The 16,142-nt window shown below is 40.8% G+C and carries 14 protein-coding genes; 11 read left to right on the top strand and 3 right to left on the bottom strand.

The genetic code is table 11. From position 1 onward, the window contains the following. The first annotated feature begins 1 nt into the window (after position 1). Both AAV97_RS10780 and AAV97_RS10775 read left to right on the top strand, forming a co-directional pair. Positions 2 to 988, top strand: coding sequence for a siderophore ABC transporter substrate-binding protein (locus AAV97_RS10780; RefSeq protein WP_046760562.1), 987 nt, complete (start codon positions 2 to 4; stop codon positions 986 to 988). A gap of 140 nt (positions 989 to 1,128) precedes the next feature. Then, complete coding sequence (locus tag AAV97_RS10775; RefSeq protein ID WP_046760561.1) at positions 1,129 to 3,357, top strand: TonB-dependent receptor; 2,229 nt, start codon at positions 1,129 to 1,131, stop codon at positions 3,355 to 3,357. Positions 3,358 to 3,486: 129 nt separating this feature from the next. Here AAV97_RS10775 and AAV97_RS10770 read toward each other — a convergent pair whose 3' ends face one another. Next, a complete protein-coding gene (locus tag AAV97_RS10770; RefSeq protein WP_005033291.1) occupies positions 3,487 to 3,774 on the bottom strand; it encodes a DUF1330 domain-containing protein in 288 nt (95 codons plus the stop codon). Positions 3,775 to 3,821: 47 nt separating this feature from the next. After that, positions 3,822 to 4,484: a GntR family transcriptional regulator gene (locus AAV97_RS10765; RefSeq protein WP_005033289.1), complete on the bottom strand. Its 663-nt coding sequence runs from the start codon at positions 4,482 to 4,484 to the stop codon at positions 3,822 to 3,824. A gap of 148 nt (positions 4,485 to 4,632) precedes the next feature. On the opposite strand from AAV97_RS10765, the gene AAV97_RS10760 reads away from it, so the two are divergent. The 9 genes from AAV97_RS10760 (at position 4,633) to AAV97_RS10720 (ending at position 14,407) form a co-directional block, all read left to right on the top strand. Beyond that, positions 4,633 to 5,235 (top strand): amino acid synthesis family protein, encoded by a 603-nt coding sequence (locus tag AAV97_RS10760; protein ID WP_009586814.1) that lies wholly within the window; start codon positions 4,633 to 4,635, stop codon positions 5,233 to 5,235. Further along, the gene (locus AAV97_RS10755; protein ID WP_046760560.1) at positions 5,204 to 5,995 is read left to right on the top strand and encodes an alpha/beta fold hydrolase; all 792 of its coding nucleotides are present in this window, start codon (positions 5,204 to 5,206) and stop codon (positions 5,993 to 5,995) included. Before AAV97_RS10760 ends, AAV97_RS10755 begins: the two co-directional genes overlap by 32 nt. Positions 5,996 to 6,019: 24 nt before the next feature. Then, positions 6,020 to 6,952, top strand: coding sequence for a flavin-dependent trigonelline monooxygenase reductase component (gene tgnA, locus AAV97_RS10750; protein WP_046760559.1), 933 nt, complete (start codon positions 6,020 to 6,022; stop codon positions 6,950 to 6,952). A gap of 2 nt (positions 6,953 to 6,954) precedes the next feature. Further along, positions 6,955 to 7,992: a flavin-dependent trigonelline monooxygenase oxygenase component gene (gene tgnB / locus AAV97_RS10745; RefSeq protein WP_009586728.1), complete on the top strand. Its 1,038-nt coding sequence runs from the start codon at positions 6,955 to 6,957 to the stop codon at positions 7,990 to 7,992. An 11-nt stretch (positions 7,993 to 8,003) separates the two neighbouring features. Then, positions 8,004 to 9,473, top strand: coding sequence for a (Z)-2-((N-methylformamido)methylene)-5-hydroxybutyrolactone dehydrogenase (gene tgnC / locus AAV97_RS10740; RefSeq protein WP_046760558.1), 1,470 nt, complete (start codon positions 8,004 to 8,006; stop codon positions 9,471 to 9,473). Between the two features lie 350 nt (positions 9,474 to 9,823). Then, positions 9,824 to 11,218 carry a purine-cytosine permease family protein gene (locus tag AAV97_RS10735; protein ID WP_046760557.1) on the top strand — a complete coding sequence of 465 codons (1,395 nt, stop codon included), beginning with the start codon at positions 9,824 to 9,826 and terminating at the stop codon, positions 11,216 to 11,218. Positions 11,219 to 11,250: 32 nt separating this feature from the next. After that, positions 11,251 to 12,423: a hypothetical protein gene (locus tag AAV97_RS10730; protein WP_046760556.1), complete on the top strand. Its 1,173-nt coding sequence runs from the start codon at positions 11,251 to 11,253 to the stop codon at positions 12,421 to 12,423. Positions 12,424 to 12,566: 143 nt separating this feature from the next. Beyond that, the gene (locus AAV97_RS10725; RefSeq protein ID WP_046760555.1) at positions 12,567 to 14,024 is read left to right on the top strand and encodes an NAD-dependent succinate-semialdehyde dehydrogenase; all 1,458 of its coding nucleotides are present in this window, start codon (positions 12,567 to 12,569) and stop codon (positions 14,022 to 14,024) included. Next, positions 14,021 to 14,407 (top strand): carboxymuconolactone decarboxylase family protein, encoded by a 387-nt coding sequence (locus tag AAV97_RS10720; RefSeq protein ID WP_004829624.1) that lies wholly within the window; start codon positions 14,021 to 14,023, stop codon positions 14,405 to 14,407. Before AAV97_RS10725 ends, AAV97_RS10720 begins: the two co-directional genes overlap by 4 nt. A 124-nt stretch (positions 14,408 to 14,531) precedes the next feature. On the opposite strand, the gene AAV97_RS10715 is transcribed toward AAV97_RS10720, so the two are convergent. Beyond that, complete coding sequence (locus tag AAV97_RS10715) at positions 14,532 to 16,034, bottom strand: PLP-dependent aminotransferase family protein (protein WP_046760554.1); 1,503 nt, start codon at positions 16,032 to 16,034, stop codon at positions 14,532 to 14,534. Positions 16,035 to 16,142 lie beyond the last annotated feature (108 nt).

Genomic DNA, 16,142 nt, shown 5'->3' with positions numbered 1-16,142 from the left:
TATGAATTGGAACAACAAATCTCAACGTCTTGTGGTTGCCATTTTGGTCATGTTGAATTTCACGGCTTGCCAAGAATCCAACGATCAAATCAAACCCAAAGACCAAACACAACAGACTATTCAACTTGATACGCCTATTGTGTTTAAACATGAACTGGGTAAAACACAACTGGATTATAGACCGCAACGTGTTGCTGTATTGGATATGAATGAGGCAGATTTTCTCGACCAATTGGATGTTCCTATAGCGGGAATGCCAAAGGACTATGTACCACACTTTTTAAGCAAGTATAAACAAGATAAAAATGTTCAAGATCTCGGTGCTATTGTTCAGCCGAATATGGAAAAGATCTATGCATTAAAGCCTGATCTTATTTTGATGACGCCATTACAAGCAAATCAGTATCAAGCGTTATCTAAAATTGCACCGACTTTACACTATGACATCAACTTTAATAACAGTCAGCATCATCATATAGACATGATCAAAACCCATTTGATGAGTTTGGGAAAAATTTTTGATCGAACAGCTTTGGCTCAACAAAAAGTGGCTGAATTAGATAAAAAAATTAGACAAGTTCAACAGATAACTGCTACTCGTCCAGAAAAAGCATTGGTGGTTCTACATAACAATGGTGCATTTAGTAATTTTGGTATTCAGTCACGTTATGGCTTTATTTTTAATGACTTGGGTGTAAAACCTGCCAGTACGATGGTAGATACCAGTTTGCATGGACAACCTATTTCGAGTGAATTCATTCAACAGGCGAATCCCGATATTTTGTATATCGTAGACCGTACTGCGGTTATGGAACATCGCCCAACAATTGATGCACAAAATGTTAGCAATCCATTGTTGCGTCAGACCAAAGCATGGAAAACAGGCAAAGTTGTTTTTGTTGATGCAGATGCGTGGTACACCACGGCAGCAAGTCCGAGTTCTATGCAAATTTTAATGAATGATGTTCTCAAGGGGTATCGACTATGAATTAAGTCTTTCTACGATAAATTTATAGCCAGATAAACATCTAGCCAAAAACATACCGTTCAGATATTCAGATCGCATACTTTTATTGAAAAAAGTGTGCTCAGGAAAGCTGTGTCTAAAAAATCAATGGATATACAGATATGAAATTTTTCAATAGCGTTGTATCGACTGGTCAAACGCAATTATTCAGATGTTTACAGTCTAAATTTAAGCTTAAAAACTTGATTTCTGCACAAATGATGTTGGGTTGGGGGCTTACATTAAGCTTCCCGATTTCTTTAGTCCATGCAGAAGACACCCAAAAGTTAAACTTGTCTCAATCCGCATCACCACAATTACCGACCATCAATGTACAAGCGTTACAAGATAAATCTTCAACTTTTGCAGGACAGATTTCATCGCAAAATAACCTAGGTTTTCTGGGTGATAAAGACTTCATGGAAACGCCATTTAATAGTATTGGCTATACAGATCAATATATTGAAAACCAACAAGCTAAAGATATCACTGAGGTGATTGCAAAAACTGATCCTTCTGTTTTTACCAATGGGGCGAGTGGTGGGTGGAGTGAAAATTACTACATTCGTGGATTTTCATCGAGTACCAGTGATATGTCGATGAATGGAATGTTTGGAATTACACCTTTTTATCGCACCTCTCCAGAGATGTTTGAAAGAGTTGAAGTTTTGAAAGGACCTTCGGCTTTGTTAAATGGAATGCCACCAGCAGGTTCGGTAGGAGGTGTGGTTAACTTGGTGACCAAAAGGGCGGATGATGAAGCATTAAACCGTTTCACGGCAACGTATATGTCAGACTCCCAATGGGGGGGACATCTGGATTTGGGGAGACGTTTTGGAGAAAATAAAGCATTTGGTGTGCGTTTCAATAGTGTCTATCGTGATGGAAATGGAGCAATCAAAGATCAAGATAAGCAGACCCAACAATTTTCTTTAGGACTCGACTGGCGTGGAGAAAATGCCCGTTTCTCTGCAGATTTATATCGTGCAGAGGATCGTGTAGACGGTGTGAATCGAGGAATTAACCTTGCGCCCGGGGTGGATATTCCAAAACCGCCTAAGCCAGATACTTTACTCAATCCAGACTGGTCATTTGTTGAAACCAAAGATAAGGGAGCAATGATACGTGGTGAATATGATATCAATGACCAGTTGATGGCTTATGCAAGTTATGGACAGAGCAAAACTGATTATAAATATAATGGTGCAATGTCCGCCACAGTGCTTGATCAACAAGGAACTTTAGAAACTAAAATGGGTCAATTGGCATTTGATCTTGAAAAAAAATCGGCAGATATTGGCTTCAAAGGACATTTGAATACAGGTGTAGTTGCCCACCAATGGGTTGCCAATGCGACCTATTATGAACATGATCAAAATGATTATGGAGTCAGAAATGTTGCTGGTGCTGAATGGATCACAAATTTATATGATCCAGTATGGGGAAAACCAGTACCATTTAATACACCACATATCTCAAAAACTTCTTCGCGCCTCAGTAGTTATGGTATTGCCGATACTTTATCTTTTGCCCAAGACAAGGTGCAACTGACCGTGGGTGTACGACAACAGGAGGTGGTGAGCGAATCGTTTAATATTGTCACAGGCAACCGAATTTCTCGCTATGACAAAAGTGCGACTACACCAGGCGCAGCAATTTTATTTAAAGCCACGAATTATCTGTCACTCTATGCAAACTATATTGAAGGATTAAGCCAAGGAACAACCGCTCCATATACTGCTGTAAATGCTGGGGAGGTATTTGCACCCTTTAAAACCAAGCAAAAAGAGGTGGGATTAAAAGTTGATATCGGTCAATTCAGTAACACTTTAAGCGTGTTTGAAATTGAAAAACCAAGTAGCTATACAGACCCAGTGACCAATATTTTCACTGCGGATGGCGAACAGCGTAACCGAGGTGTTGAATGGAGCTTTTTAACGACACCTGTTGAGCATGTTCGTCTACTGGGGGGGATTGCTTATATTGATCCTGAATTAACCAAAACAGCAGGCGGAAAAAATCAGGGCAATACCGCAACAGGTGTTGCAAAACAACAAGCTAAGCTGGGCTTAGAGTGGGATACGTCGATCTTAGATGGCTTGACTTTGACAGCAAATGCAACTGCGGTTTCTAAGCAATATATCAATCAGGAAAATACATTATCTGCTTCAGGTCGAACATTATTTGACTTGGGCGCAAGGTATAAATCAGCGCTAATACAGTTTCCAATGACCATACGTGCCAGTGTGAATAATGTCACCAATAAAGCTTATTGGGGAATGCCGCAGTTATCCAGTTTAGCACTGGGCGCTCCACGAACATATATGTTGTCAGTTTCTTTGGACTTTTAATATGCCTTGTCTAAGTTTTTCCAAACAGTGAGAACCAGTCAGCGAGCAGATTGAAAAGAGTTTAGCTGCTCTTTTCAATCTATTGAACAATGGCATCGATCAAGCACTGCCTTAAAATATTCCAATCACTTAGTCTAAGCTTTCAACAATACTGATCATGACATCAGCACAATTTTCACGTGCCAATCTGGCTTTACGGTATTCTTCGGAGTGATAACAAGCCTGAGCTGTGGCCAAATCTACAAATTCAATAATGACATGTCGTGCATATTCAGAACCTTCCATCACCAATGACTTCCCACCACGTGCAAGAAATTTTGCTCCGTATTTTTCAAAAGCCAATGGAGCTAAAGCCATATATTGTTGGTACTGTTCTAAATCATGTACGGTGACGTGGGCAATCCAATATGCAGACATCTTTTCATTCCTTTGTTGAGGTTTAAATCATTTCACGGTCTATGCTTTCAGGCATTCAAAATATTTTTTGCCACTGATGCTGCTTCTGCAATATGTTCTGCAACTGCTTGTTTGGCTTTTTCAGCATCCTGATGTAAATAGATTGCTTCACACATATTTTTAATGCGTTGATAACCAGAAATTTGTCGTTTGGTGGATTTCATGGTCATGACACGCAGACGGCTGATACGTCCATTTAAACGTTGCACAACTTCCCAAGCGATAAAATGTTTGGCTGTGGTAAAAATGGTTTCGTAAAGTTTGGCTGAGGTTGAAATAATCAGATCAATATCATCAGTAGCGAATGCTTGCTCGAGTTCATTGAGTAAACGTTTGAGTAGAGTTGTCGTTTCATCGGTGAGGTTCTTGGTGCAATCAGCAACTGCACTTTGTTCCAATAACAGACGAATTTCATAAATTTGTGATGCAAGTTCCCAATCCAACAAGGACACAATAGGTCCTTTGTTCGGCAGGATTTCAACCAAACCTTCTGCTTCCAAATAACGAATGACTTCTCGAACCACTGAACGGCTTACACCAAGTTCTTCGCACAAGGTTCTTTCGACTAATCTTTTTCCAGAGGGGAAGTATCCCGTAATAATGGCATTACGAAGTTTGTTCAAACACAACTCACGTAAAGTCACAGGTGGATTTTCAATTTTAAGATTCATGGTGATTGAACTTTCCCAATTTTAATCATGCACAATTTTGTTACATGTTTCTTTGTCAAAATTAGCATAGCAAACTCTTGCTTTTTTTTCATTATGTATTATGGTATACCATAATACGAATGGCAAGTTGAATTCACAAGGAAGAACAATGAATCTAATCCGTAAAACTGTACTGCATGTTGAAACGACCTATGTCGATGGTGGTAAAGAAGCAGCAATACCTTTAAAAATGGTTGCAGCAGCAGCTGTAATCCAAAATCCATGGGCAGGACAGGGCTATGTTGAAAACTTGGCACCAGAAATTCGCCGTATTGCACCAATTTTAAGTGAGCATTTAACTCGTCTGATTTTGGATGAGGTCGGTTCAGGTGAAGCTGTACAAGCATTTGGTAAGAGTGCGGTTGTGGGTTTAAACGGTGAGCTTGAGCATGCTTCTGCACTGATTCACACCTTGCATTTTGGTAATACTTACCGTAGTGCGGTCGGTGCAAAATCTTACTTAGCATTTAACAATACCCGTGGTCCTGCCAATGCGCCGATCTTGATCCCGATGATGGATAAAAATGATGAAGGTCGTCGTTCTCATTATCTGACTTTACAATTTGCTATTCCTGATGCACCTGCAGCAGATGAATTGGTTGTGGTGATTGGTGCCGCAACAGGTGGTCGTCCACATCATCGTATTGGTGATCGTTATCAAGATTTGGAAGAGTTAGGTCATGATCTCAAAAACCCTGCAGCTGTCAAATAATCGGATTGCTCATTATTTTGAGCAGGGTGAAGGCGAGCCATTGGTGCTTATTCACGGTGTGGGTATGCAAGCTGAAGCATGGTATCCACAAATAGAATTTTTTTCGAAACACTATCGTGTGATTTCGGTGGATATGCCAGGTCATGGACAGAGTACCCAATTGGTCAATGATGCCCCTTTACAGGCATTTGTTGACTGGACGATTGAGTTTATATGTCAACTGAATGTGGGTGCTGTGAATTTAGCAGGGCACTCAATGGGTTCTTTGATTACCACAGGCGTGAGTGCAACACGTCCTGATTTAGTTAAACGAATGGCTGTTTTAAATGGTGTTTATAAACGCACAGAAAAAGCCAAAGATGCCGTGCTTCAGCGTGCTGAAGCACTGAAAACAGGAAAGATCGACATTGATACACCATTGCAACGTTGGTTTGGTGACAGCGAAGTCGAACGCCAAGCAGCATTAAAGGTAAAAACATGGCTGCAAAATGTGAACATGGCTGGCTACGCTACAGCTTATTCAGCATTTGCCCAAGGAGATTCAACCTACGCAGATGATTGGTCAAAAATCACATGTCCTGCTTTGATTTTAACAGGAACAGGTGATCCCAACTCAACCGCTGAAATGGCAGTACAAATGGCTCAGCAAGCACAAAATGCAAAAGCAATTGTGATTGAAAATGAAAGACATATGGTGAATTTAACGGCACCAGACAAAGTGAATAATGCAATGCAAGCATGGTTGGAAACCAGCGTCTAAATTGCTTGATGAAGGGATATAGCAATGAGTGAAATGGATACGATAAATAAAATACGTGAACTACGTGATGCTTTTGGATCATTTATGACCGGCGTTACCGTAGTCACAACCTGTACAGATGATGGAACTGCGCTCGGTTTTACTGCAAACTCTTTTGCTTCGGTGTCTTTGGACCCAGCATTACTACTGGTCAGCATTGCCAAGACATCGAGCAATTATCATCATTTTGCCAAGGCTCAGCATTTTGCGATTAACATTTTGGCTGAAGAGCAGAAAGATATTTCCAATACTTTTGCACGACCAAGTGATGATCGTTTTGCAAATCTGTCTTGGAAGACGAGTCAGTATGAAAATCCAATTATTGACCACGTGAGTGCATGGTTTGATTGCACCACTTATCAAATTGTAGATGCAGGTGACCATGCGATTTTGATTGGTCAAGTAGAAAACTTTGCTTCAGCAGGCTTTGCAGGTCTTGGTTATTATCGTGGTGCTTATTTCACACCAGCTAAATCATCGACCGATGTGATTTCAAGTATGAAAGTCATGATGATGGCGTTAATCGGTCATGAAAACCAGATTTTGCTTGAACAAACTGCTGATGGCAAATGGACTTTGCCGCATTTGCTCGTCAACAAAGATGGTGCTGAAAAAGCCCTCGAAAAAATCTTCAGTGTCTATCAACCTGAGGCATCGCCAAGCTTTATATATTCTGTATATGACGATATCACCACACAGCAACAGTATATTGCCTTCTTATGTAATACCCCAGTACTTCAAGCACATAAGGGTCAGTTTATAGACTTGAATGATCTTGAGCAGCTTACTTTTGTTGATAGTGCCTTGGAAAGTATGTTGATGCGTTATCGTAAAGAAAATTATCTCAAAACTTATGGGGTGTATTACGGTAATCAAACAACAGGTACAGTTCGTCAAATTGTTAAAGAGGAAGTTTAACTATGCGTTTTTCATTATTTGTACACATGGAACGTGTTTCTGATCAGCAAACACAAAAACAGCTTTATGATGAAATGGTTGAACTTTGTCAGATTGCAGATCGAGGCGGAATGCATGCGATTTGGACAGGTGAACATCATGCGATGAATTTTACCATTGCGCCTAATCCATTTATCAATTTGGCTGATTTGGCCAACAAAACTCAACATGTGCGCTTAGGTACAGGTACAGTCGTTGCGCCGTTTTGGCATCCAATCAAATTGGCTGGTGAAGCAGCAATGACAGATATTATCAGCAATGGTCGTTTGGATATCGGTATTGCCCGTGGAGCTTATTCTTTCGAATATGAGCGCATGGTACCGGGTATGGATGCATGGAGTGCAGGGCAACGTTTGCGTGAAATGATTCCTGCCATTAAAAACTTGTGGAAAGGCGATTACGAGCATCAAGGTGAGTTTTGGCAATTTCCGAAAACTACCTCAGCTCCTCAACCTTTACAAGAGCCACATCCGCCGATTTGGGTTGCAGCACGTGATCCAAATAGTCATGAATTTGCAGTTCAGCATGGCTGTAATGTGCAAGTGACACCATTACATTTGGGTGATGAAGAAGTTGAGAAATTGATGGGCAACTTTAATGCAGCATGTGAGAAATTTGCAGACATTCCACGTCCTGAAATTATGTTACTTCGTCATACCTATGTCGCTGACAGTGAGCAAGATGCTCAACTCGCCGCAGATGAAATCAATACATTCTATAATTATTTTGGTGCATGGTTTAAAAATGAGCGTGAAATTAGCCAAGGGCTGATCGCGCCGATGACCAAGGAAGAAATGGCGCAACATCCTTTCTATAGTCCTGAAGCTATGCGTAAAAATAATGTGATTGGTCAAGCGCAAGAAGTGATTGATCGTTTAAAAGCTTATGAGGCAATGGGCTATAACGAATACTCATTCTGGATCGATACAGGAATGAGCTTTGAACGTAAAAAAGCCTCATTGGAACGTATGATCAACGAAGTGATGCCAGCTTTTGCATAGGAGAGAAGACCATGACTTCTCCATTTCAGTTATATATCAATGGTCAGTTTGAGGATGGTGCTGCACAATTTGACAGTATCAATCCTGCAACAGGACAAGTTTGGGCAAAAATGCCTGAAGCACGTACAGATGAAGTGAATCGTGCGGTTGAAGCTGCTTCACAAGCATTAAAAGATTCAGCTTGGGCTGATTTAACTGCATCTCAGCGGGGTAAGTTGCTGTATAAACTTGCGGATTTAATTGAACGATCAGCACCAGAGTTGGCGCTGTTTGAGACACAAGATACCGGTAAAATTATTCGTGAAACGTCGAGCCAGATTGCATATGTGGCCGAGTATTACCGCTATTATGCTGGTGTTGCTGACAAACTTGAAGGTCGATATTTACCGATTGATAAGCCTGATATGCAAGCTTGGACTATTCGAGAGCCTGTAGGTGTTGTTGCAGCAATCGTACCTTGGAACAGTCAGTTATTTTTATCCGCAGTTAAAGTTGGTCCTGCTTTGGCAGCAGGCTGTAGCGTGGTTTTAAAAGCGTCGGAAGAAGGTCCAGCGCCTTTGCTGGCTTTTGCACGCTTAGTACATGAAGCTGGTTTCCCTGCGGGTGTGGTAAATGTGATTACAGGTTTTGCGGCTGAATGTGGTGCTGTTTTAACCCGTCATCCTGACGTTGCGCATGTGGCATTCACAGGCGGACCTGAAACAGCGCAGCATATTGTCAGAAATTCTGCTGAAAATCTTGCCAAAGTATCTCTTGAGTTAGGGGGGAAATCTCCATTTATTGTGTTCGCAGATGCTGATTTACAAAGTGCTGTAAATGCTCAAGTCGCAGCGATCTTTGCTGCAACTGGACAAAGTTGTGTGGCAGGTTCTCGCTTATTGGTCGAAGAAAGCATCAAAGATGAATTTGTACAGCGCTTGGTACAACGTGTGCAAAGCATCAAAATTGGTCTGCCTGAGGATATGGCAACTGAGTTCGGTCCATTGTGTACTTTACGCCAACGGCAAAAAATTGAACAGATTGTCGCAAGTTCAATTCAGCAGGGGGCAAAGCTATTGACAGGTGGGGAGAATATTGACCGTGCAGGCTATTACTATCCACCCACTATTTTGGATTGTAGTGATGCGACTCAGGCCGATTGTGTAATGAATGAGTTGTTTGGTCCAGTGCTGTCCGTGGTCAGTTTTAAAACAGAGCTTGAGGCAATACACACGGCAAACAATACCGCTTATGGTCTTGCCGCAGGCGTGTTTACTTCAAATCTAAGTCGCGCACACCGCATGACAAAAGCGATTCAATCCGGAATTGTTTGGCTCAATACTTATCGTGCAGTGTCACCACTTGCACCTTTTGGTGGTCATGGTTTATCTGGACATGGTCGAGAAGGTGGTTTTGAGGCGGTATTTGACTACACCACCACCAAAACGGTTTGGTTACGTACCTCTGATCAACCGATTGATGATCCCTTTATCATGAGATAAGGGATGGTCATAAGATAAATAATGGTCATGTGGTAAATGATCAAACTTTAATTCAAGGAATTTAACTTCAAGGATGAAAATATATGCAGAACACTAAAGTTCTATAAATTTTTACTGTAATTGAAAAGGATAAATATTGTTGAGCTTTGAAAAAAGTCTCACATGGGGTGTCTTTTATCTTTTTTAGGCTGAATTCACGCAAATGACAGCGTATTAGTCAGCCATATCGTCAATATCGTGGTCAGGTCATTTGAATAGGATGCTGACAAAGTAGGTTGTGAAATCTACATTTACGCTCACAAATAAATTCAGATTGAGGAAAATGAATTCCTCGAAGAGAGATTAAGGATATGAGTCAAAATGAAAAAAATGCTTTTGCGATAGAAAGCCATTCGATTGATTATGTAGATCCATCAGAACGCAATGGAAAAGTTCGGGATCTTTTTACTTTATGGTTTTGTACCAATATTGCGCCTTTGGCTGTGATTACAGGTGCAATGTCGATGCTCACTTTTAAGCTAAGCTTAATCAGTGCTTTGGTGGCAATTTGTGCAGGACATTTCTTTGGTGCAGCGATTTTAGCACTAACCTCGGCACAAGGACCGCAAGTGGGTATTCCACAAATGATTCAAAGCCGTGCGCAGTTTGGGCGCTATGGGGCTTTGTTGGTGGTGTTATTTACGACCCTGATTTACCTTGGATTCTTTATTTCCAATATTATTTTATCGGGTAAAACTTTGCACACGGTTGTTCCCGCAATTCCTGTACCTACAGCAACCGTGATCGGAGCAATTGCTGCAACGACCATTGGAATCGTCGGTTATCACCTGATTCATAAGTTCAATAAGATTGGAACTTGGTTTATGGGTGGTTCGTTGTTGATTGGTCTAATCATTATGCTGCCGCATATCAATGCTGAGGTTTTGGCAAAAGGAACTTTCAACCTGAAAGGCTGGTTTGCCATGTTTGGTTTATGTGCGGTTTGGCAAATTAGTTTTTCTCCATATACCTCAGATTATTCAAGATATTTACCTAAAAGTATTGGCATTTATAAACCCTTTATTTACACCTATTTGGGTGCATCTCTCGGTACAATTTTTGCTATGGCTTTTGGAACTGTAGCGGTCAGTATCGGTTCCACAACAGATGCGATGGAAGCAGTTAAATCAGGCACAGGTATATTTGGCTACGTTCTGATGATTTTATTTCTTTGTAATATTATCGGTCACAATGCCATGAATCTATATGGTGCAGTGTTGTCATGCATTACTTCGATTCAAACCTTTGCAGGACAATGGATACCGAGTAAGAATATTCGAATTGTGCTGTCAGTTGTGGTACTGATTTTGGCAACTTTCACTGCATTATGGGCTTCGAGCAACTTTATTAGTTTCTTCCTGAATGTGATTTTTGCCTTGTTGTTTATCTTAGTACCTTGGGTGTCGATCAATCTTTTGGATTTCTATGTGGTCAACAAGAAATCTTATGATATTCAGTCTATTTTTGCCCAAGATGGTGGTATTTACGGCAAGTTTAATGCCAAAGCGCTGATCGCCTATTTTATCGGGATTATGATTCAGATTCCTTTCTTGACCAATGCCTTTTTTACAGGACCATTTGCCAATGTGATCCCTGATGTTGATGTTTCTTGGGTGATTGGATTGGTGGTGAGTTTTATCGTGTATTACCTGTTTAATTTCAGCAAGATTAAATACGCAGACTCGGCTTTGGATATCAAAGTTTAACATTAAAATGTGATGTGAAAGGAATCTTCACGATGAAAAATAATAATTTACAATGGGTTATCGCTTCAATTTTAGTTGCATATATTTCACCAAGTTATGCTGGAATCAGTTTTGGTGAATCCAATAGTGAAACAGGTCAGCTCACTGTATCTGGTTATGTACGGGGCAATTACCAAGTCAAAGATTATGGTGAGAATGCTGATGATCAGAAAATCCGTTTCGATGCAGCGCAACTTAAATTGGATTATGAACGTGGAAATCTGTTTGGACACGCAGAATATCGTTGTTATCAATATGAGCGGTTTTGTGATTTTTCCAGCATGATTGATGCTTATGCAGGTTATCGTTTGAATAAAACAGATCAACTTGTGGTGGGTATGCAAGCCATTCCATTTGGACCCGGACGTTTCTGGGGTAATAGCTTGTATGGTAGTATCAATACTACTGCGGGTTTGGAAGATGTGCATAATGTTGGTGTGAACTATCATGCTGAATTATCGTCAGCGACCAAATTTGATTTTGGTTATTTTGCGATTGATGGTGGTCATTATTCAGGGACCTATACGCCAGATTCAGGTCGTTACACAGCCAATTATGTACGTTCCGATGATGTGACACAAACTAACTTACAAGAGAAAAACATGTGGGTGGGGCGGGTGAGTCAAGATATTCCTTTGGGTATCGATGGTTTAGATACGCAGCTTGGTGCGTCTTACTGGATCTCGCAAATAGACAATAAGAAAACCAACCAGACTGGACGACGTAATGCTTGGTCAGTATTTACCAAAGTAAATTATGGGCTGCTTGGGTTGACTTTGACTGGAGGCAAAAATGATGTCAACAATAAAGATTTAATTCAACCTGACACTTCGCTTATGGGATCTTATGACACTGAATATGCCGTCGCCAACAAAGCCAGTTATTACACGGCTGATCTGGGGTATGCATTTAAAGATGTCGGAAAAATTGGCAATATTACCCCTTATCTCATGCATAGCCGATATAACAAAGATCAGGCTGAAGCAAAGGATTCCATTCGAAATATCTTGGGTGTCTCCATTGATCATAAACAGCTTTCTTTGCTTGCTGAATATATCATGAGTAAAAATGATCCTTTTATCGGTGGCAATGCAGCATCATTGGCATTGGGGGATGATAATAAGTGGAATAAGTTATTGAATTTGACTTTATTCTATTATTTTTAACGTTGAATCATAACATTCGGGCAACCGAAAATTTTTTTTCATCATTTTCTTGGTATGCCATAATACAAGACTAAGTATGTGCTGATACAAATCATAGCGGTAAAAGCACATACGGATGTTTGCATCTAAACAGGATGATCCATATGCAACTCAAAGACATGTCTCTCTTTCACCAACAAGCCTTCATCGCTGGGCAATGGTGTGATGCTGACAACCTTCAAAGAACAGATATTTATAATCCTGCAACTCAAGCACTTATTGGGACAGTACCCAATATGGGGAAAACCGAAGCAGAACGAGCAATTCAAGCTGCTGCAAATGCTTGGTCAGCTTGGAAAAATAAAACAGCAAAAGATCGTTCAATCATTTTAAAACGTTGGTTTGAATTGATGGTTGAGCAGGCAGATGAACTTGCTTTTATTCTCACCAGTGAACAGGGCAAACCATTGGCAGAGGCGAGAGGAGAGATTTTGTATGCTGCCAGTTTTGTAGAGTGGTTTGCTGAAGAAGCAAAGCGTGTATATGGGGATATCGTCCCAAGCCCATATCCAGATGCACGTATTGTGGTACAAAAACAAGCGATCGGAGTCGTTGCAGCGATTACACCGTGGAATTTCCCAGCAGCGATGATTACACGAAAAGTAGCGCCTGCATTGGCGGCAGGTTGCCCTTGTATTGTTAAACCTGCACCTGAAACACCATTTACAGCTTTAGCGTTGGTTGATTTAGCTGTGCAAGCTGGGATTCCTGCCGAAATTTTCAGTGTGATTACAGGGGATGCAGTCACGATTGGAGATGCTATTTTTGAAAGTGATGTGGTGCGAAAGTTTACATTTACAGGATCTACACCTGTGGGAAAAATGCTTTATCAACGTTCTGCACAAACCTTAAAAAAAGTCTCTTTGGAATTGGGTGGTAATGCACCATTCATTGTTTTTGATGACGCAGATTTGGATGACGCCATTGAAGGCGCATTGATTGCGAAATATCGAAATGCTGGGCAGACCTGTGTTTGTGTAAATCGCTTTTTGGTTCAAGCAGGCATCTACGATAAATTCATCAACGCATTAAGTGAAAAAGTCAGTGCTTTTAAAATTGGCAATGGCTTGGATGCTGGTAGTGAAATTGGTCCACTGATTAATCTGAATGCTGTGAAGAAAGTCGAAGCCCATGTACAAGATGCCTTATCCAAAGCAGCTCGTTTGGTGACAGGGGGGCAACGTCACAGCGCAGGAGAGTTATTTTATCAGCCAACCATTATTGCAGATGTGACCGCAGACATGGATGTGGCAACTCAGGAAACTTTTGGTCCGCTTGCCGCTGTATTTAAGTTTGAAACCGAGCAACAGGCGCTAGAGATGGCCAATGCAACTGAGTTTGGTTTAGCTGCCTACTGTTATACCAAAGACCTTGGACGTGCTTGGCGTATGAGTGAACAATTGGAATACGGCATGGTAGGTATCAATAAAGGATTGATTTCTAATGAGGTTGCACCATTTGGTGGAATCAAACAATCAGGTTTAGGGCGTGAAGGTTCAAAGTATGGCATTGAAGATTACCTTGAAATTAAATACACCTTATTTGGAGGATTAAACGGATGAGTAATGAAAAATTTGAAAAAGGTCTTGTGATTCGTAAACAAGTACTGGGTGAAGATTATGTTAATCAATCGATCAACAATGCGGATGACTTTAATTTACCCTTACAGGAGTTGGTCACTGAGTATTGTTGGGGTGCAGTGTGGGGACGTGAAGAACTGAGCAAACCTGAGCGTAGTCTGATTAATCTTGCCATGATTTCTGCATTAAATCGTCCACATGAGCTAAAATTACATGTTAAAGGCGCATTACGAAATGGTGTACCAAAAGACAAAATTCGTGAGGTGCTGTTACAGGTTGCAATTTACTGTGGTGTACCTGCTGCGGTAGACAGTTTTCGTATAGCCAAAGAAGCTATTCAGGAATATCAAGAAGAACAGCACTAAACTGTAAAGAATTGACTCTGTGCAGTTGGGTTTAGATCTAAACTGGTCTGTATAGATCGATATGCGCAGATTCATATTGATCAACAGAAACTCGATTTTGCGATACATGTTTTTAAATGATTGACTAGATGGATGCTGATTTAACATCAGCATGTTGAATGAGATCAGCTAAAATTATGACCGCACTTTCCATTTGCTTAAGATTAAAATCACCTAAGCCAAGAATTAAACCTGAACGTTTTCGTTGTGCTGAAAAAGTTGGAGAAATGGCTTTCACAGCAATTTTCATGTCTACGGCTGCTTGGGCAATGGCAAGGTCATTGATATGTTCTGCGAGCCAAAGCACCATATGCATGCCTTGATCTCCTGACTCTAAATAACCGAGATGTTCAGGGATATGTTTTGCAATTATCGTCATCAAATGTTGACGATTTTCGGCATAAACTTGGCGAATTTTACGGATATGTCGTTCTAAATACCCTTGCTCAATAAACTTGGCGAGCACATGTTGATCTGCTGAAGCAGGGTGACGGTCGATCAACACTCTTAAACCACAGAAAGGTGCAACTAAGGCTTGCGGTAAAATCGCATAACCCAGTCGAAGTGAAGGGAAAAGCACTTTACTAAAAGTACCCAAATAGATGACACGTTCAGGTGCTAAACCTTGTAAGGCTGGAAAAGGTTGCCCGTGATAACGTAGTTCGCTGTCATAATCATCTTCAATAATCCATGCTTGTTGTTGTGATGCCCATGCCAATAAGGCATGACGACGAGATAAACTCATTGGCATACCCATCGGGTATTGATGAGAAGGGGTAACGAAAGCTGCTCGTGCATGAGGAGCAAGGTTGATGGCTGTATTGACTTGCAATCCTTCCTCATCAACAGGAACACGAACAATTTGGATGTTTTGTATAGCATTTTCTAAAATGGCTGATGTTCCACGATAAGCAGGATCTTCGAGCCATACCTGATCCTTTGGTTCAAATAAAATTTGACTGCAAATATATAAAGCTTGTTGTATGCCATTGGTAATCACAATCTGTTCAGGTTGGCAATGAACTGAACGAGAACGACGAACATACTCTGCAATTGCAACTCGCAATGACCATACGCCCTGAGGATCATCATAGCCTGAGGGTAAGCCTTCTCCTTGAGCACGATAGCGATTGCCAAATTTGCGCCAGACATCATTGGGTTGAGTACGTCCGGTAGGAACAGATATCGCAAAGGGTAAATGGGGCAAAGGTTTAAATTCTTTTAATATCTCGGCATAGGCTTGTGCGGTTGCTGTCAGATTTGATTTAAATGTATTGGTAACAATGTCTTTTTGATGTTGTTGATGTGGCGTGTTGATTAAAGACTGTGCAACAAAGGTTCCCTTACGTGGATGTGCCTCTAAAACACCTTCTGCCAGTAATTGATCATATGCCTCAATTATCGTTCCACGGGAAACACTTAAGCTGAGCGCCAATTCACGTGACGAGGGCAAAGGATCACCTGCCTTTAAATCTCCTTGTTGTACAGCTTCTCTGAGTATCTGTATCAGTTGCGCAGTCACTTTGCCTTGCTGTTTGTTGAGCTTCGAAATTGAAGGAAGCTCAACCACTTTTGCCATTCTCGCCATAATTCTGGACTACTTAAATAAATACAAACTGGTACTTTTGAATAATCCAATTAAATCAGAAAATTTACAACAGGAAGTTCATGTTTAATGACTGTTTTAATGATTGAG

It is taken from the genome of Acinetobacter sp. Ag2 (assembly GCF_001005515.1).
GTDB lineage: Bacteria > Pseudomonadota > Gammaproteobacteria > Pseudomonadales > Moraxellaceae > Acinetobacter > Acinetobacter bereziniae.
Note: the sequence above shows the minus strand (reverse complement) of the source record. Positions and strands in the feature narration are given on the sequence as shown.